Annotated in this window: 17 protein-coding genes and 1 pseudogene; 13 read left to right on the top strand and 5 right to left on the bottom strand. The window is 55.5% G+C overall.

Annotated features, from left to right (window positions below; translation table 11 throughout):
- Positions 1–4: 4 nt before the first annotated feature.
- The 3 genes from ECL_RS20775 to ECL_RS20765 all read left to right on the top strand — a co-directional run bounded on the left by ECL_RS20775 (position 5) and on the right by ECL_RS20765 (position 2,769).
- Positions 5–1,432, top strand: a complete 1,428-nt coding sequence (locus ECL_RS20775) for a glycoside hydrolase family 1 protein (RefSeq protein WP_013098562.1) — start codon at positions 5–7, stop codon at positions 1,430–1,432.
- Positions 1,433–1,522: 90 nt separating this feature from the next.
- Positions 1,523–2,296 (top strand): GntR family transcriptional regulator, encoded by a 774-nt coding sequence (locus tag ECL_RS20770; RefSeq protein WP_013098561.1) that lies wholly within the window; start codon positions 1,523–1,525, stop codon positions 2,294–2,296.
- Positions 2,293–2,769, top strand: a complete 477-nt coding sequence (locus tag ECL_RS20765) for a GNAT family N-acetyltransferase (protein ID WP_013098560.1) — start codon at positions 2,293–2,295, stop codon at positions 2,767–2,769. Before ECL_RS20770 ends, ECL_RS20765 begins: the two co-directional genes overlap by 4 nt.
- Here ECL_RS20765 and galR read toward each other — a convergent pair.
- Complete coding sequence (galR, locus tag ECL_RS20760; protein WP_013098559.1) at positions 2,730–3,746, bottom strand: HTH-type transcriptional regulator GalR; 1,017 nt, start codon at positions 3,744–3,746, stop codon at positions 2,730–2,732. The two genes, ECL_RS20765 and galR, sit on opposite strands and share 40 nt — an antisense overlap.
- Positions 3,747–4,168: 422 nt before the next feature.
- Between galR and aas the strand changes: the two genes are divergently transcribed.
- Positions 4,169–6,328, top strand: coding sequence for a bifunctional acyl-ACP--phospholipid O-acyltransferase/long-chain-fatty-acid--ACP ligase (aas, locus tag ECL_RS20755; protein WP_013098558.1), 2,160 nt, complete (start codon positions 4,169–4,171; stop codon positions 6,326–6,328).
- Positions 6,321–7,514, top strand: coding sequence for a lysophospholipid transporter LplT (gene lplT, locus ECL_RS20750; protein WP_038983856.1), 1,194 nt, complete (start codon positions 6,321–6,323; stop codon positions 7,512–7,514). Before aas ends, lplT begins: the two co-directional genes overlap by 8 nt.
- A 90-nt stretch (positions 7,515–7,604) precedes the next feature.
- Here lplT and ECL_RS20745 read toward each other — a convergent pair whose 3' ends face one another.
- From ECL_RS20745 to ECL_RS27800, 4 genes and pseudogenes are all read right to left on the bottom strand, one after another.
- Complete coding sequence (locus tag ECL_RS20745) at positions 7,605–8,645, bottom strand: NADP(H)-dependent aldo-keto reductase (RefSeq protein ID WP_013098556.1); 1,041 nt, start codon at positions 8,643–8,645, stop codon at positions 7,605–7,607.
- A 132-nt stretch (positions 8,646–8,777) separates the two neighbouring features.
- Entirely contained in the window at positions 8,778–8,996 is a 219-nt protein-coding gene (locus tag ECL_RS20740; RefSeq protein ID WP_013098555.1) for a YgdI/YgdR family lipoprotein, read from the bottom strand.
- A 128-nt stretch (positions 8,997–9,124) separates the two neighbouring features.
- Positions 9,125–9,817, bottom strand: coding sequence for a DNA mismatch repair endonuclease MutH (gene mutH, locus ECL_RS20735; protein ID WP_013098554.1), 693 nt, complete (start codon positions 9,815–9,817; stop codon positions 9,125–9,127).
- A gap of 154 nt (positions 9,818–9,971) precedes the next feature.
- A pseudogene (locus ECL_RS27800) lies at positions 9,972–10,058 on the bottom strand (hypothetical protein); the annotation flags it as partial.
- 442 nt (positions 10,059–10,500) lie between these two features.
- Here ECL_RS27800 and rppH point away from each other — a divergent pair.
- The 8 genes from rppH (at position 10,501) to ECL_RS20695 (ending at position 17,223) form a co-directional block, all read left to right on the top strand.
- The gene (gene rppH, locus ECL_RS20730) at positions 10,501–11,031 is read left to right on the top strand and encodes an RNA pyrophosphohydrolase (RefSeq protein WP_013098553.1); all 531 of its coding nucleotides are present in this window, start codon (positions 10,501–10,503) and stop codon (positions 11,029–11,031) included.
- Between the two features lie 12 nt (positions 11,032–11,043).
- Positions 11,044–13,290: a phosphoenolpyruvate--protein phosphotransferase gene (gene ptsP / locus ECL_RS20725; protein WP_013098552.1), complete on the top strand. Its 2,247-nt coding sequence runs from the start codon at positions 11,044–11,046 to the stop codon at positions 13,288–13,290.
- Positions 13,291–13,637: 347 nt separating this feature from the next.
- Positions 13,638–14,513, top strand: a complete 876-nt coding sequence (lgt, locus tag ECL_RS20720; protein ID WP_013098551.1) for a prolipoprotein diacylglyceryl transferase — start codon at positions 13,638–13,640, stop codon at positions 14,511–14,513.
- A gap of 6 nt (positions 14,514–14,519) precedes the next feature.
- Positions 14,520–15,314 carry a thymidylate synthase gene (gene thyA / locus ECL_RS20715; protein ID WP_013098550.1) on the top strand — a complete coding sequence of 265 codons (795 nt, stop codon included), beginning with the start codon at positions 14,520–14,522 and terminating at the stop codon, positions 15,312–15,314.
- Between the two features lie 184 nt (positions 15,315–15,498).
- Positions 15,499–15,963, top strand: coding sequence for a prepilin peptidase-dependent protein (locus ECL_RS20710; RefSeq protein WP_044159206.1), 465 nt, complete (start codon positions 15,499–15,501; stop codon positions 15,961–15,963).
- The gene (locus ECL_RS20705; RefSeq protein WP_013098549.1) at positions 15,954–16,517 is read left to right on the top strand and encodes a prepilin peptidase-dependent protein; all 564 of its coding nucleotides are present in this window, start codon (positions 15,954–15,956) and stop codon (positions 16,515–16,517) included. Before ECL_RS20710 ends, ECL_RS20705 begins: the two co-directional genes overlap by 10 nt.
- Positions 16,514–16,915, top strand: coding sequence for a DUF2509 family protein (locus ECL_RS20700; protein WP_013098548.1), 402 nt, complete (start codon positions 16,514–16,516; stop codon positions 16,913–16,915). Before ECL_RS20705 ends, ECL_RS20700 begins: the two co-directional genes overlap by 4 nt.
- Positions 16,900–17,223 carry a prepilin-type N-terminal cleavage/methylation domain-containing protein gene (locus ECL_RS20695; protein ID WP_013098547.1) on the top strand — a complete coding sequence of 108 codons (324 nt, stop codon included), beginning with the start codon at positions 16,900–16,902 and terminating at the stop codon, positions 17,221–17,223. The genes ECL_RS20700 and ECL_RS20695 overlap by 16 nt, the downstream gene beginning before the upstream one ends.
- Positions 17,224–17,235: the final 12 nt, after the last annotated feature.

The raw sequence follows: 17,235 nt of genomic DNA, 5'->3' as shown, positions 1-17,235 counted from the left end.
TGCGATGAGCACAAAACAGATAGCCATACCGCAGGATTTTATTCTCGGCGCGGCCGCATCGGCCTGGCAGACCGAAGGCTGGAGCGGTAAAAAGCCGGGGCAGGATTCATGGATCGATCTCTGGTACAAGAATGACCGTCACGTCTGGCACAACGGCTATGGCCCGGCGGTGGCGACCGATTTTATCAACCGTTTTCGCGAGGATGTGGCCCTGATGAAGCAGGCGGGGCTGACGCACTACCGCACCTCGATTAACTGGTCACGCTTTTTAACCGACTACGAAAACGCGACGGTGGATGAAGAGTACGCTGCCTACTACGACGCGCTGTTCGATGAGATGCACCGTCAGGGCATTGAGCCGATGATCTGCCTCGAACATTACGAACTGCCGGGCGTGCTGCTGGATACCTACGGCGGCTGGGCGTCAAAGCATGTGGTTGAGCTGTTTGTCCGCTATGCGGAAAAGGTCTTTGCACGCTACCACGGTAAAGTGACCCGCTGGTTTACCTTCAACGAGCCGATTGTCGTCCAGACCCGCGTCTATCTGGACGCGCTGCGTTGGCCGTATGAGCAGAACACCGGCACGTGGATGCAGTGGAATCACCATAAGGTGCTGGCGACGGCAAAGGTGGTGAAGCTGTTTCGCGAGAAAGGCTATCGCGGTTCTGTGGGCTGTATTCTCAACCCGGAGGTGACCTATCCCCGCTCCCGCGCACCGCATGACCTGCGGGCCGCTGAGATGTATGACCTGTTCTACAACCGTGTCTTCCTCGACCCGCTGGTCCACGGGCGCTATCCCGCAGAGCTTTTTACCCTGCTGGAGCAGCATCAGGTTGAGTGGGAGTACACCGCGAACGAACTGGCGTTGATTGCGGATAACACCGTCGACGAACTGGGGATTAACCTCTACTACCCGCACCGTGTGAAGGCACCTTCCCGCGCCTGGCATCCGGACACGCCATTCCACCCGGCATACTACTACGAGCCGTTTGAACTGCCGGGGCGGCGCATGAACCGCTCCCGCGGCTGGGAGATCTACCCGCGCATTATTTACGACATGGCGATGCGGATTAAAAATGACTATCGCAATATCGACTGGTTCGTGGCGGAAAGCGGAATGGGAGTGGAAAACGAAGCGCAATTTCGCAATCGCGATGGGATTATCGACGACACTTACCGCATCGATTTCATCAGCGAACACCTCTACTACACGCTGCTGGCGCGGGAGGAGGGGGCGAACTGCCATGGCTATATGCTGTGGGCATTTACCGACAACGTCTCACCGATGAACGCGTTTAAAAACCGCTACGGGTTGATTGAGATTGATCTGGATAACCAGCGTGCCAGACGAGCAAAAAAATCAGCCTCCTGGTTCCGGCAGCTACGCGATACGCGGAGGCTCACGCTTCAGGTTGATGATGAATGGAAGTAGGCGAAAAGCATGCCGGTTCTGGTAAAATAGCGCACAAACTGGCCGGGAGGACGCCCGGTCTGCGCATTAACTGAAAAAACAGGTGAAAACGTGGATAAGGCTGTCATCCTGCCGGAAAAAAAACAGTACCAGGAAATTGGCGAGGATTTACGGGCGCAGATTATCCAGGGGCACTATCCCGTTGGTTCGCGTCTTCCTCCTGAGCGCAATATTGCCGAGAAGTACGGCGTAAGCCGCACCATCGTGCGTGAGGCCTTACTGATGCTGGAGTTGCAGGGCACGGTGGATATTCGCCAGGGCTCCGGTGTTTATGTGATGCGCATCCCCGAAGAGCATGAAAACGAAGAAGAGCGTTTTCTCAATAGCGACGTGGGGCCGTTTGAGATTTTACAGGCCCGTCAGCTCCTCGAAAGCAATATTGCCGCGTTTGCCGCCAAAATGGCGACCCGTGCAGACATCGACAATCTGCGCCGTATTATCGAGCAGGAGCAACGCGCGATTGCCGCCGACGATAATAGTCAGGACAACAATAAGATGTTTCATCTGGTCCTGGCGGGCGCGACGCAAAATCAGATGCTGCTGGCGACGGTGGAGAGTATCTGGCATCACATGGACAGCAGTCCGCTGTGGCAGCAGTTTAATGGCCACATCGCCAGCCGCGCGTACCGCCTGAAATGGCTGGGTGACCGGCAAACCATCCTGGCCGCGCTGCGCCGCCGTGACGTCATGGGCGCCTGGCAGGCAATGTTCCAGCATCTGGAAAACGTGAAAAAAAGCTTACTTGAACTCTCAGACGAAGATGCGCCGGATTTTGACGGCTATCTCTTTGAATCTGTGCCTATTTTCCAGGGGAAGCTGGTATGACTATTCTGCCGCTCTACGCCGAACCGCAGTATGCGGAGCAGGTGACCGACTGGATCTGGCAGGCCTTTGGCGACGGCCTGCCCCGGGCGTTTTTCCACAGTATTGTTGAGCACAGCCAGACGCCGGGCGCATTACCGCTGACCTTTATTGCCCTGGAGAACGAACAGCTTGTGGGCACCGTAGGGCTCTGGCGCTGCGATCTGATCACCCGACAGGATCTTTGCCCCTGGCTGGCAGCCCTGTATGTGGATGACGCGGCGCGAGGCAAGGGGCTGGCTGGGCTGCTGCAAAAGCATGTTATCCACTATGCCGCACAGGCCGGGTATGACACGTTGCATCTCTGGTCTGCCTGCCGTGACTTCTACGAACGTTACGGCTGGCAGTATATCGGCGATGCGCTGGAGTACCCGGACAAAACGGTACATCTCTATCGCTATTCGTCCGGGGCTTCGGCGGGTGCCCCAACAGAGTGACGGCGCACTAACGTTGGACTAAACAGGTGGGTGATTTCCGGTGGCTGACGCTGCTCGGCGAGTGCTAACGCCAGCTCGGCCGCCTGCGTGGCCATGGTGATAATGGGGTAGCGGACGGTGGTCAGGCGAGGGCGCACGTAGCGGGAGACCAGCACATCATCGAAGCCAATAAGGGAAATTTCTCCCGGCACCTCAATCCCGTTGTCATTTAACACCCCCATAGCTCCGGCTGCCATTGAGTCGTTATAGCTGGCGACAGCGGTGAAGTTCCTTCCACGTCCTAACAGCTCTGTCATTGCCTGTTCGCCGCCGCTCTCGTCGGGTTCACCGTAAGCCACCAGCCGGTCATTGCACGGCAGACCGTTTTCGCGCAGGGCATCGTAATACCCCTGCAGGCGATCTTCGGCATCGGAAATGGGGTGGTTTGAGCAGAGATAACCAATGCGGGTGTGACCCTGTTGAATCAGATGGCGGGTGGCAAGCCAGGCACCGTAGCGGTCGTCGAGCGCCACGCAGCGTTTCTCAAACCCGGGAATAATCCGGTTGATGATCACCATGCCGGGGATCTGCTTCATCAGATGAATGAGTTCGGCGTCGGGGATCATTTTGGCATGGACAACCAGCGCCGCGCAGCGGTGGCGGATCAGTTGCTCGATAGCCTGGCGTTCTTTTTGTTCATTATGATAGCCATTGCCGATCAGCAAAAAATTCCCGGTTTGATAAGAAACCTGCTCAACCGCTTTCACCATGGCGCCGAAAAAGGGGTCAGAGACATCACCCACAACCAGCCCGATGGTTTCGGTTGACTGTTGAGCGAGCGCACGGGCGTTAGCATTAGGATGGTAGTTCAGAGATTCCATGGCGTTTTGCACCGCCTGGCGTGATGCGTCACTGGCTTTTGGGGAGTCGTTGATCACGCGCGACACGGTCGCGACGGAAACACCTGCCAGACGGGCCACATCCTTTATTGTCGCCATTCATTACCTTCTTAGTGGGGGTAAGCGTTTACACGCCAATAAGTGTTGCGGAAAAGCGCCGTGCATTCAAGGGGGGCGCACTTTCCCTCTCCACAAACGTGACGCAGCACAACCCCGGCGGTGTAATCGTTACACGGCCAGACATGTCGGAATAATGTCAATCTGAACCTTTAGTTACACTTTGCCTCAGGCTGTTGCGATTGTCCGATAGCGGGAAAGAAGACGACATTGATAAAGTTGAGATCCCAGAGGTATTGATTGGTGAGATTTCTTAGTACGGTTTCGTACTCATCTCTTGCACCAACCTGCGCGGATGCGCAGGTTTTTTTTCGCCTCTATTTTTGCTGTCGCTCCTGTACCACTTCTCGTGTAATCTGCCACCATTTACTAACCCTTCACACTGGCTGGCAAAGGGAGTTGAGATGCTTTTTGGGTTCTTTCGCACACTGTTCCGTATCCTCTTTCGCGTCCGTTTAACGGGCGATGCAACGGCGCTCCGCGGCGAGCGCGTGCTTATCACACCAAACCATGTTTCCTTTATCGACGGCATCCTGCTGGCGCTGTTTCTGCCTGTGCGCCCGGTGTTTGCGGTCTATACCTCTATTAGTCAGCAGTGGTACATGCGCTGGCTCACCCCGCTGATTGATTTTGTGCCGCTCGACCCGACAAAACCGATGATGATTAAACATCTGGTACGTCTGGTTGAGCAGGGACGTCCGGTGGTGATTTTCCCGGAAGGGCGGATCTCGGTCACCGGCTCGCTGATGAAAATCTACGACGGGGCAGGGTTTGTGGCGGCGAAGTCAAAAGCGACCGTTGTGCCACTGCGTATTGAAGGGGCGGAGCTCACCCATTTCAGTCGTCTGAAAGGGTTAGTGAAGCAGCGCCTGTTCCCGAAAATCACCCTGCATATTCTGCCGCCAACCTCATTACCGATGCCCGACGCGCCGCGTGCGCGTGACCGCCGTAAAATCGCCGGTGAAATGCTGCACCAGATCATGATGGAAGCGCGGATGGCCGTCCGCCCGCGCGAAACGCTCTATGAATCTCTGCTGTCGGCGCAGTACCGCTATGGCGCGAAGAAAAACTGCATTGAAGACATTAACTTCGCCCCGGACACCTATCGCAAGCTGCTGACCAAAACCCTGTTCGTGGGACGTATTCTTGAGAAATATAGCCAGAAAGGCGAGAAGATTGGCCTGATGCTGCCTAACGCCGGGATCAGCGCGGCGGTGATTTTTGGTGCGGTTTCCCGGGGCCGTATCCCGGCGATGATGAACTACACGGCGGGCGTAAAAGGGCTGACCAGCGCCATCACCGCGGCTCAAATCAATACCGTTTTCACCTCGCGCCAGTTCCTCGATAAAGGCAAGCTGTGGCACCTGCCGGAGCAGCTGACGCAGGTACGCTGGGTCTTCCTGGAAGATCTGAAAGCGGACGTGACGACGGGTGACAAGCTGTGGATTTTCGCTCACCTGCTGATGCCGCGTCTGGCCCAGGTCAAACAGCAGCCGGAAGATGACGCCATTATCCTCTTTACCTCTGGCTCAGAGGGGAACCCGAAAGGGGTGGTTCACAGTCACAAGAGCATTCTGGCAAACGTGGAGCAGATTAAAAGTATTGCTGACTTTACCGCCAATGACCGGTTCATGTCGGCGCTGCCGCTGTTCCACTCCTTTGGCCTGACAGTGGGGCTTTTTACCCCGCTGTTGACCGGTGCCGAAGTGTTCCTTTACCCAAGCCCGCTCCATTATCGCATTGTGCCGGAGCTGGTGTATGACCGTAACTGCACCGTGCTGTTTGGCACCTCAACCTTCCTCGGTAATTACGCGCGCTTTGCCAATCCGTATGACTTTTACCGCGTGCGCTATGTGGTGGCCGGGGCGGAAAAACTGCAGGAGAGCACGCGCCAGATTTGGCAGGACAAGTTTGGTCTGCGCATTCTTGAAGGCTATGGCGTTACCGAATGCGCGCCGGTGGTCTCGATCAACGTGCCGATGGCGGCGAAGCCGGGGACGGTGGGCCGTATTCTGCCGGGAATGGATGCGCGTCTGCTGGCGGTACCTGGCATTGAGGACGGTGGCCGTCTGCAACTCAAGGGGCCAAACGTGATGAACGGTTATCTGCGAGTGGAAAATCCGGGCGTGCTGGAAGTGCCGACGGCGGAAAACGTCAATGGCGAGAGTGAGACGGGTTGGTATGACACCGGAGATATTGTCCGTTTCGATGAACAGGGCTTCGTGCAGATCCAGGGCCGGGCTAAACGTTTCGCCAAAATTGCGGGTGAGATGGTCTCGCTGGAGATGGTTGAGCAACTGGCGACAGCGGTATCCGCTGACAAGCTGCATGCTACGGTTGTGAAGAGCGATGCCAGCAAAGGCGAAGCGCTGGTGTTGTTCACCACCGACAGCGAACTGAAACGCGACCGGTTGCTACAGCATGCGCGTGAACATGGCATTCCTGAGCTGGCGGTACCGCGCGATATTCGTTACCTGAAGCAGCTTCCGGTGCTGGGCAGCGGTAAGCCCGATTTCGTGACCCTGAAGGGTATGGTTGACGAGGCGGAACAGCAAAATGCGTGAGTCAGTACACACTAACACTTCACTCTGGTCGAAGGGCATGATGGCGGTCATTGCCGCCCAGTTTCTCTCTGCCTTCGGTGACAATGCGTTACTGTTTGCCACCCTGGCATTGCTGAAGGCCGAGTTTTATCCAGACTGGAGCCAGCCCATCCTGCAGATGGTGTTTGTGGGTGCTTACATTATTTTTGCTCCGTTTGTTGGGCAGGTGGCGGACAGCTTCCCGAAAGGCCGGGTGATGATGTTTGCGAACGGCCTGAAACTGCTGGGCGCCGCCAGTATTTGTTTTGGTATCAACCCGTTTATCGGCTACACGCTGGTGGGCATTGGCGCAGCGGCGTACTCCCCGGCGAAGTATGGCATCCTGGGGGAACTCACGACCGGCGATAAGCTGGTGAAAGCCAACGGGCTGATGGAGTCCTCTACCATTGCGGCGATCCTGCTCGGCTCTGTCGCAGGGGGCGTACTGGCTGACTGGCATGTGCTGGCGGCGCTGAGCGTGTGTGCAGTGGTGTATGGCGGGGCGGTGGTAGCCAACCTGTTTATTCCAAAATTGCCGGTGGCACGCCCGGGGCAATCCTGGCGCTTTACGCCTATGACAGGCAGTTTCTTCAACGCCTGCCGCGTACTGTGGCGTAACGGTGAAACTCGCTTCTCCCTGATGGGCACCAGCATGTTCTGGGGCGCAGGCGTCACGCTGCGTTTCCTGCTGGTGCTGTGGGTGCCGGTGGCGCTGGGGATTACTGACAATGCGACACCGACTTATCTTAACGCAATGGTGGCGATTGGGATTGTCGTTGGGGCTGGCGCGGCGGCGAAGCTGGTGACGCTTGAGACCGTTGCACGCTGCATGCCTGCGGGGATCCTGATTGGCGTGGTGGTGCTTATCTTCTCGCTGCAGCACGCCTTGCTACCCGCCTACGCGCTGCTTGTCCTGATTGGTATTCTGGGGGGCTTTTTCGTTGTGCCGCTCAATGCGCTGTTGCAGGAGCGCGGCAAGCAGACCGTTGGCGCAGGGAATGCCATTGCGGTGCAAAACCTCGGTGAAAACCTGGCGATGCTGTTAATGCTGGGGCTCTATTCGCTGGCCGTTAAAGTCGGTGTGCCGGTGGTGGGGATTGGCGTAGGATTCGGTGCGCTGTTTGCGCTGGCGATTGCCGGATTATGGCTCTGGCAGCGTCGCCGTTGATAAGAGCGGCCTGACGCCCTCACCACGGCCCTCTCTTACGGGAGAGGGCGCAAACATTAAAAACGGCAACCAGGTTGCCGTTTGCTTTTATCACGGTGCCGGGTAGGTGTATACCTGATGCACTGCTTCAATCTCTGCTAATACCTCTTCGCTCAGATTCAGATGGAAACTCTCGATATTCGTTTTCAGCTGTTCCATGGTCGTTGCTCCCAGCAGAGTGCTGGCAACAAACGGCTGACGACGCACGAAGGCCAGAGCCATCTGAGCCGGATCAAGACCGTGACGTTTCGCGATATCCACATAGGCCGCCACGGCTTTTTGTGTCTGCTCACCGCTGTAGCGGGTAAAGCGGCTGAACAAGGTGTTACGCGCTCCGGCAGGTTTCGCGCCGTTGAGGTATTTCCCTGTCAACGTGCCAAAGCCCAGACATGAATAGGCGAGCAATTCCACCTCTTCGTATTGTGTCACTTCGGCCAGACCCACTTCATAGCTGCGGTTGAGCAGGCTGTATGGGTTCTGGATGGTGACGATGCGGGGCAGGTCATGTTTGTCTGCCAGGTGCAGATAGCGCATCACGCCAAAGGCCGTTTCGTTAGAGACACCGATGTAGCGGATTTTTCCCGCTCGCTGGCATTCGGCCAGGGCTTCCAGCGTTTCCAGTAGCGTAACGGCCGGGGCGCTCTCATTCCAGCTATAGCCCAGCTTTCCAAAGCAGTTGGTGGGGCGCTGCGGCCAGTGAACCTGATAGAGATCGAGATAGTCGGTTTGCAGGCGCTTCAGGCTGGCATCCAGCGCGGCGCGGATATTTTTGCGATCGAGGATCTGGTTTGGACGGATCCCGGCATCGTTGTTGCGTGCGGGGCCGCTGACTTTTGACGCAACAACCAGCTTTTCGCGATTCCCGCGTTTGGCGAGCCAGTTGCCGACGTAGGTTTCGGTAAGCCCCTGCGTTTCCGGACGAGGCGGTACAGGGTACATCTCTGCAACATCAATCAGGTTAATGCCCTGGCTGACGGCATAATCGAGTTGTGCATGGGCATCGGCTTCGCTGTTTTGTTCACCAAATGTCATCGTGCCCAACCCCAGTTGGCTTATTTCCAGAGCGCTGTGGGGGATACGGTGATAATGCATAGCCGGCTTCCTTCATTAGAAATACAGACCACGTCAGGAACCTCCCGACAAAGGAATATAAACATGGCAGAGGGGAAGCAAAAGGGGAAGAAAAAAATCAAAAAGGCCAGCAAGCCACTGACCTTTATCTGTTTATCGCTCGATAATCTGCGAAACTTCGTCGCGATTGATCTGCATTTTATTACCCTGCTGGTCATGGTAGCTGACCAGGCCGGTATCATCGTCGACTTCAGGTTTACCGTCGGTCAGGATCATCCGGCCATCTTTCGTCGCCATAACGTAATCGCTGCTACAGCCCGATACCGCAAACGCTAAACCCACTGCTGAAATCAACACTGCCCATTTTTTCATCGTTATCGTCCTCACCTGGCTCGTATCAAATCATAGTGTAGTATTAACCTGATATATCGAAAGGAGAAAGGGGGAAAATCTTAAATCCCCGTCGATTATGTTTGATAGTTCGCAAAATGAGTAAAAAACTATGTTTTCAGTAAGAAATGGCGAGCCAGCAGCGCACCTGTGAAGTTCTTTTTGAGATAAAAGCCGCGCGGCAACGTGAGTATCGGTTCGCCCTTGGCGCCAATAGCCTCGGTGAGGGCTTTGCTGTTGGCCGCTTTCGGACGCAGCTGTAAAACTTCTCCGTGTCGGGCCGTGATGCGCTCTACCTGTCCAAGGACGATCATATCCATCAGCTCTTCCCAGTCCAGCCTTAGCTGCCGCTCTTCATCTTCATCGGGACTCCAGAGCAGCGGCGCGCCTACCCGGCGTTCAGCCAGCGGGATCTGGCGTTCACCCTCAACCGGAACCCAGAGCACACGCTTGAGTTTATGGCGAACATGGCTGGTTTCCCACGTCACGCCGGTATTCCCGGTTAACGGCGCCACGCAGACAAAGGTGGTTTCAAGAGGCTTTCCCAGACGGTCTATGGGAATGGTTTTTAGCTCAACGCCCAGAGCCGCAAAATCCTGCTCGGGTTTACTCCCCGCACTTGCCCCCAGCCACAGTTCAAGCAACATGCCGATCCAGCCCTTATCCCGTTTCAGATCCTTTGGGATCGGCAACCCTGCCATCGCTGCGAGTTCGCCAAGCGAAAAGCCCGCCAGACGTTGCGCCTGCCCAAGCAACTGGGCTTCGCTTGTTGGCGGAGAAAGCATGGGTGAAAGCGCAAGCATGACGGCAACCTTTTGATTAAAAAATAAACTAAGAAAGTATCCCCTGTGGATAGAGTTTAACTTTTTCTGTACGAATATGCCATGTGCATGATTTTTAGGTTTTTTTAGTCATGCCAGACCGTTCTTTATGAAACGAAAAACGGGTTGTTCAATTCTGGTCACTGGCAATAAACAGGATCTTACACCATGTTATCCACAGAAAAGTGGGATAACTGGGAATAACCCTGACTACTGTTTCAATTTACAGCCTTGACGTGCGACGAAAATCGAATTTTCACACAAATTGTGCCTAACTTATTGGCACAATCTGTGGATAAAACCGACGCTGTTCGATCTTTCATCAGCATAACGATCATAGGTGTGATGATCGTCACGTAATTCCTTCCTGGGGCGCTAAAAACAGAGCTAATTAAATGAATATTATAGGAATGTTTTCAGCGGGTGACACGGTGTAGCGAAGGGCTCTTCAGGTTGTTCATCGGTAATTCCACACTTCTTCACAACTATATCCACAGAAAAGGTGAATAAAATTGCCCTTGTTGCCGCTTATCTGTTTATAACTCTGCGCATATTTGTGAGTTATTCAAATGTTATTAGGTTGCAGGCCTGTAAGAGAGTGGTTTACCGCCTCCCTGTAGTGTGAAACAATCATTCATATATCAGATTTAGTTTGGGGTAGTCCGGTGATTGATGACGATGGCTACCGCCCGAACGTAGGAATAGTAATTTGTAATCGTCAGGGCCAGGTGATGTGGGCCCGGCGATATGGTCAGCACTCCTGGCAGTTTCCGCAAGGCGGGATCAACCCAGGGGAGTCCCCAGAACAAGCGATGTACCGGGAGCTGTTTGAAGAGGTCGGTTTAAGCCGAAAAGATGTTCGCATCCTGGCTTCGACCCGCAACTGGTTGCGTTACAAGTTACCGAAACGTTTGGTGCGTTGGGACACAAAGCCGGTTTGTATCGGCCAGAAACAGAAGTGGTTTCTGTTGCAATTGGTGGGCAACGATTCAGATATCAATATGCAAACCAGCAGTACGCCGGAGTTTGATGGCTGGCGCTGGGTGAGTTACTGGTATCCTGTTCGTCAGGTCGTGTCATTTAAACGCGATGTTTACCGTAGGGTGATGAAAGAGTTCGCAAGTGTTGTCATGCAGCTTCAGGAGATCCCGCCTAAGCCGCAGAGCGCACCTGCCTGGCGACGTAAAAGAGGTTAAGCTACGCAAATCATGCTCACCCGCTTGCGAGAAATAGTCGAGAAAGTGGCCAGTGCGCCTCGTCTGAACGAGGCGCTGAATATTCTGGTCACTGACATCTGTCTTGCGATGGAAACTGAAGTCTGTTCGGTGTATCTGGCCGATCATGACCGACGTTGCTACTACCTGATGGCGACCCGTGGTTTAAAAAAACCACGCGGTCGTACCGTTACGCTCGCCTTTGATGAAGGTATCGTAGGCCTGGTGGGGCGACTGGCTGAACCCATCAACCTTGCCGACGCGCAAAAGCACCCCAGCTTTAAATACATTCCCTCCGTAAAAGAAGAGCGTTTCCGCGCCTTCCTGGGCGTACCGATCATCCAGCGTCGTCAACTGCTTGGCGTACTGGTCGTTCAGCAGCGCGAACTGCGTCAGTATGACGAAAGCGAAGAGTCTTTCCTCGTGACGCTAGCCACGCAGATGGCTGCGATCCTCTCTCAGTCTCAGCTTGCCGCCCTGTTTGGGCAGTACCGTCACACGCGTATTCGTGCGCTGCCGGCCTCGCCTGGCGTGGCGATTGCTGAAGGCTGGATGGACGCCACCCTGCCGCTGATGGAACAGGTGTACGAAGCCTCAACGCTGGATGAAGCGCTTGAGCGCGAGCGCCTCACCGCGGCGCTGGAAGAGGCGGCCAACGAATTTCGGCGTTACAGCAAACGCTTTGCCGCCGGGGCGCAAAAAGAGACGGCGGCCATTTTTGACCTCTATTCGCACCTGCTCTCCGATGCGCGTCTGCGCCGTGAGCTTTTTGCCGAGGTTGATAAAGGTGCCGTAGCGGAATGGGCCGTTAAAAAGGTCATCGAAAAATTTGCGGAGCAATTTGCCGCACTGACAGACGGTTACCTGAAAGAGCGTGCGGGAGATTTACGTACACTCGGTCAGCGTCTGCTGTTCCACCTTGATGACACGATCCAGGGGCCGAATGCCTGGCCAAAACGCTTTGTGCTGGTTGCCGATGAATTGTCCGCGACCACGCTGGCGGAGCTGCCGCAGGACAGGCTGGCAGGTGTGGTGGTGCGCGATGGCGCAGCTAACTCCCATGCGGCCATTATGGTACGTGCCCTGGGTATCCCCACCGTTATGGGGGCAGACATTCAGCCCTCGGTGCTGCACCGACGCACGCTGGTGGTGGATGGCTATCGCGGTGAGCTCCTGGTCGATCCTGAGCCGGTCCTGCTCCAGGAATACCAGCGCCTTATCAGTGAAGAGAATGAATTAAGCAAGCTGGCGGAAGATGACGTCGACCTGCCTGCACAGCTCAAAAGCGGCGAGCGCATCAAAGTTATGCTCAACGCAGGGTTAAGCCCCGAGCATGAAGAGAAGCTCGGCAGCCGCATTGATGGCATCGGCTTATATCGCACTGAAATCCCGTTCATGCTGCAAAGCGGCTTTCCCTCAGAAGAGGAGCAGGTCGCACAGTATCAGGGCATGTTGCAGATGTTTAACGACAAGCCGGTTACCCTGCGTACCCTGGACGTTGGGGCGGATAAACAGCTGCCGTATATGCCAATCAGTGAAGAAAACCCGTGCCTGGGCTGGCGTGGGATCCGCATTACGCTGGATCAGCCTGAGATCTTCCTGATCCAGGTGCGCGCCATGCTGCGCGCGAATGCGGCAACCGGGAACCTTAGCATTTTACTGCCTATGGTCACCAGCATCGACGAGATCGACGAAGCGCGACGGTTGATCGAACGTGCAGGCCGTGAAGTCGAAGAGATGATCGGTTACGCGATCCCCAAACCGCGGATCGGGGTGATGCTCGAAGTGCCATCCATGGTCTTCATGCTGCCGCAGCTGGCGAACCGGGTCGACTTTATCTCTGTCGGGACCAACGATCTGACGCAGTATATTCTGGCCGTCGATCGTAACAACACGCGTGTTGCCAGTATTTATGACAGCCTGCATCCGGCCATCATTCGGGCGCTGGCGATGATTGCCCGTGAAGCGGAGCAATACGGTATCGATTTGCGGCTGTGTGGCGAAATGGCCGGGGATTCAATGTGCGTTGCGATCCTCATCGGCCTGGGGTATCGCCATCTGTCGATGAACGGCCGCGCTGTCGCACGTGTGAAGTACCTGCTGCGCCATATTGACATCGATGATGCCCGCGAGCTGGCCGAGCGCAGTCTTGAAGCGCAACTGGCAACAGAAGTGCGTCATCAGGTCGCCGCGTTTATGGAGCGACGCGGCATGGGCGGCCTGATCCGCGGTGGCCGCTGAAGTTTTTATCTCTCTACCTGTAGGCTGAGGGATCCACAATGATTCATAAACAGAAGCAATAACGCTGCTCTCAGAATGACCACCAGAGCAGTGTGTTCCCCCTCACCCCAGCCCTCTCCCAGGAGGAGAGGGAGCCGTCTGTGCGCACTTTTTCTGTGGGGATCCCTCAGCCCCGTGGGAGAGGGCAACATCCCACATCATCCTCTATACACATCTTTTACATCTCTGGCGCATCCTCCGCGTTCGCCTTGTGCTATGATTCGCAACTTTGGAGCCTCTGCTGACCGCCGGGGCGCATCTCTACCGCTGTCCACTTTCAGCGGAATAACAACATCTTGTGGTGACAGATGAACAGTGGTTATCTGCATTTTCCGGAATTTGATCCGGTCATTTTCTCAGTAGGACCCGTTTCGCTTCACTGGTACGGTCTGATGTACCTGGTGGGCTTCATTTTTGCTATGTGGCTTGCTGGCCGTCGCGCCAGTCGTCCTGGCAGCGGCTGGACCAAAAACGAAGTCGAAAACCTGCTTTACGCGGGCTTCCTCGGTGTGTTCCTAGGTGGCCGTATTGGCTATGTCCTGTTCTATAACCTCCCGGTATTCCTCAACGATCCGCTCTATCTGTTCCGCGTCTGGGACGGGGGGATGTCCTTCCATGGCGGCCTGATTGGTGTGATTCTGGTGATGGTGATTTTTGCCAAACGCACCAAACGCAACTTCTTCCAGGTATCGGATTTTATCGCGCCATTGATTCCGTTTGGTCTGGGGGCTGGTCGTCTGGGCAACTTTATCAACGGCGAGCTGTGGGGACGTGTCGACCCGAGCGTTTCCTTTACTATGCTGTTCCCGGGCTCGCGCGCAGAAGACCTGGCGCTGCTGCCGTCTCATCCTGAATGGCAATCCATTTTTGATACGTACGGCGTTCTGCCGCGTCACATGTCTCAGCTCTATGAACTGGCGCTGGAAGGCGTGGTGCTGTTTATCATCCTGAATCTGTTTATCCGCAAACCGCGCCCGATGGGGGCTGTCTCCGGCCTGTTCCTGATTGGCTACGGTGCGTTCCGTATCATCGTTGAGTTCTTCCGCCAGCCGGATGCGCAGTTCACCGGCGAGTGGGTACAGTACATCAGCATGGGGCAAATCCTCTCCATTCCGATGATCGTGGCGGGTGCCATTATGATGATTTGGGCGTATCGTCGTCGTCCACAGCAACAACTTTCCTGAGGAACCATGAAACAGTATCTTGAATTGATGAAAAAAGTGCTCGACGAGGGCACGCCGAAAAATGACCGTACCGGAACCGGGACGCTCTCCATTTTTGGCCACCAGATGCGCTTCAACCTGCAAGAAGGCTTCCCCCTGGTGACGACAAAGCGCTGCCACCTGCGCTCGATCATTCATGAACTGCTCTGGTTCCTGCAAGGCGATACCAACGTTGCCTATCTGCACGAAAACAATGTCTCTATCTGGGACGAATGGGCAGATGAAAACGGCAATCTGGGCCCGGTGTACGGCAAGCAGTGGCGTGCGTGGCCAACGCCTGATGGCCGCCATATTGACCAGATCACCACCGTGATGAACCAGCTGAAAAACGACCCGGACTCGCGCCGTATTATCGTTTCTGCCTGGAACGTGGGTGAGCTGGATAAAATGGCGCTGGCACCGTGCCATGCGTTCTTCCAGTTCTATGTGGCTGATGGCAAACTCTCCTGCCAGCTTTACCAGCGATCTTGCGATGTCTTCCTCGGCCTGCCGTTTAACATCGCCAGCTATGCGCTGTTAGTACATATGATGGCCCAGCAGTGCGATCTGGAAGTGGGCGATTTTGTCTGGACCGGTGGGGATACGCACCTGTACAGCAACCACATGGAACAGACGCATCTCCAGCTGACCCGTGAGCCGCGTGCACTGCCGAAGCTGATTATCAAACGTAAACCGGAATCGATCTTCGATTACCGCTTTGACGACTTCGAGATTGAGGGATACGACCCGCATCCGGGCATCAAAGCGCCTGTCGCAATCTGATACAGCAAATCGTTACATAACCGGCGCATTTACGCGCCGGTTTTTTTTCGTCTGTACTCTGTTTCCCGAGGCGTTGTCCAGTCGGCGTGCAACGCGCTGCAACGGATAACATTCTCTGGATAACGCCTCGTAAAACCCCGAATTGCGGCTCGTCATGTTCACGGCGTTTCGCCACACTCCCGGCATGAAAAAAGAGCACGTCTTTACGCTTATCGAAACTCTGGTTGCCATTTCGCTGGTTATTATCCTCAGCGCGACAGGGCTCGCCGGCTGGGACAACTGGCAACAGCGGCAGAGGTTGTGGCAGGTCGCCTGTCAGGTCCGCGACTATCTGGTGTTTCTGCGAAACGATGCCAATCGTCACAACCGTGACCACCTGATTACGCTTCAGCAGGACGACAGAGGCGCCTGTTTGATGAGCTCTGCGGTGCAGGGCTGTGAGAACAACAGCCCGTATGTGCTCAGACCGTTGTGGCCTGACGTCGTGCTAAGGGAGGTTACGCCTTCATTAGGATTCTATGGATTAAGGGACACGGCGTGGGCAGGGCGGATACGCGTACAGAGCAGGGCAGGAGAATGGATGATTGTCGTCTCAAACGGAGGGCGTATCAGGATGTGCACTGTTACAGGGGAAAATGCATGCCGATGAACCAGCACGGCTTCTCACTCACAGAGGTGCTGATTGCAATGGCGATCAGCAGCATTCTGCTACTCAGCACGTCGCGTTTTTTACCGGAGCTGCAACGGGCAGTTTTGCTGCAATCCAGGGCGCAAGAGCGTGAAGAAGAGATCTGGCAACGCCTGTTCGCGATTGGCAAGCAGTTACAGCGCGCGGGGTATTGCGCGGGTAATTGTCAGGGGCAGAGCCTGACCATCGGCAGGGAGGGAAGCTGTGTGATTGTCCGGTGGGATGCAAACAGTAACGGCACCTGGGACACCTCAGCATCGGATAACGAAAGTACGGGGTTTCGTCTGGAATCAGGCGCGCTGGAAATCCTGCGGGGCGCGACGGGGTGTGAAGGAAAAGGATGGGAGAAGCTTACCGACCCGGCCCGGCTTATGATCCATACGTTTGTGGTACGTAAACATGAGCACCCGGGATTTGCGCCAGCGTTATATCTCGAGTTGACCGCCAGCGGGGTGAATGATAAGCACGCTGCCCCTTACCAGGCTCGCTATGGCGTTACGGGGTTTAACTTGTGAACCGCCAGAATGGGATTGCCTCACTGACGCTGGTTCTGCTGTTACTGGTGTTAGGCACACTGATCCTGACCGGCCTTAACCAGCAACTCATAACATTTACCATGCTGGTTGGCGACGAGAGCCGCGCCATCCAGCAGCAGGCAGCCGCGCAGTCTGCGCTGGAGTGGGGGCGCGTTCAGCACTGGTCGTTGCAGCCTGATGTACAGTGCAAACAGAGACAAACGCAACGTGTTTGTTTGCGTGTACTGAATGAGTCGCAGGTGTTACTCATCGCTGGAGATGGAGAGCTGTTGCTCTGGCGTGGCGGGGAGATTGTCAACGGGCACATACGCTTTTTACCTCATGGCTGGAGTGATTTTTGCCCGCTAAAGGAGCGTGCGTTATGTCGGTTGCCGTAAAGAATGAAAAGGGGTTCAGCATGGTCGACGTGTTGCTGGCGATGATGCTGCTGGTGGCGATCGTAACGGCGCTGTCCGGCTATCACCGGGCGCTGGCTTCCCGCTTTGCCCTGTTTAGCCAGTATCGTCAGCTCTGGCACATCGCCTGGACGCAGTCGCAGATGGATGCTGGTGCGCTGCCAGCAGGCTGGCAGATAAACCGGATGCAGACAACGCAGTCTGGATGTGTCAGCATCACGGTTACACTTATTTCTCCTCTGGGTCGACGCGGTGAGATGACGCGTCTGCATTGCCCGGTTAGCCAGTAGTCGGGAGCGTCT

This window comes from Enterobacter cloacae subsp. cloacae ATCC 13047 (genome assembly GCF_000025565.1).
GTDB classification, from domain to species: domain Bacteria; phylum Pseudomonadota; class Gammaproteobacteria; order Enterobacterales; family Enterobacteriaceae; genus Enterobacter; species Enterobacter cloacae.
Note: the sequence above shows the minus strand (reverse complement) of the source record. Positions and strands in the feature narration are given on the sequence as shown.

Coding starts and splice junctions, on each gene's coding strand:
- ECL_RS20775 (WP_013098562.1), top strand. CDS start 5: ATGAGCACAAAACAGATAGCCATACCGCAGGATTTTATTCTCGGCGCG.
- ECL_RS20765 (WP_013098560.1), top strand. CDS start 2,293: ATGACTATTCTGCCGCTCTACGCCGAACCGCAGTATGCGGAGCAGGTG.
- galR (WP_013098559.1), bottom strand. CDS start 3,746: ATGGCGACAATAAAGGATGTGGCCCGTCTGGCAGGTGTTTCCGTCGCG.
- aas (WP_013098558.1), top strand. CDS start 4,169: ATGCTTTTTGGGTTCTTTCGCACACTGTTCCGTATCCTCTTTCGCGTC.
- lplT (WP_038983856.1), top strand. CDS start 6,321: ATGCGTGAGTCAGTACACACTAACACTTCACTCTGGTCGAAGGGCATG.
- ECL_RS20745 (WP_013098556.1), bottom strand. CDS start 8,645: ATGCATTATCACCGTATCCCCCACAGCGCTCTGGAAATAAGCCAACTG.
- ECL_RS20740 (WP_013098555.1), bottom strand. CDS start 8,996: ATGAAAAAATGGGCAGTGTTGATTTCAGCAGTGGGTTTAGCGTTTGCG.
- mutH (WP_013098554.1), bottom strand. CDS start 9,817: ATGCTTGCGCTTTCACCCATGCTTTCTCCGCCAACAAGCGAAGCCCAG.
- ptsP (WP_013098552.1), top strand. CDS start 11,044: ATGCTCACCCGCTTGCGAGAAATAGTCGAGAAAGTGGCCAGTGCGCCT.
- lgt (WP_013098551.1), top strand. CDS start 13,638: ATGAACAGTGGTTATCTGCATTTTCCGGAATTTGATCCGGTCATTTTC.
- thyA (WP_013098550.1), top strand. CDS start 14,520: ATGAAACAGTATCTTGAATTGATGAAAAAAGTGCTCGACGAGGGCACG.
- ECL_RS20710 (WP_044159206.1), top strand. CDS start 15,499: ATGAAAAAAGAGCACGTCTTTACGCTTATCGAAACTCTGGTTGCCATT.
- ECL_RS20705 (WP_013098549.1), top strand. CDS start 15,954: ATGCCGATGAACCAGCACGGCTTCTCACTCACAGAGGTGCTGATTGCA.
- ECL_RS20695 (WP_013098547.1), top strand. CDS start 16,900: ATGTCGGTTGCCGTAAAGAATGAAAAGGGGTTCAGCATGGTCGACGTG.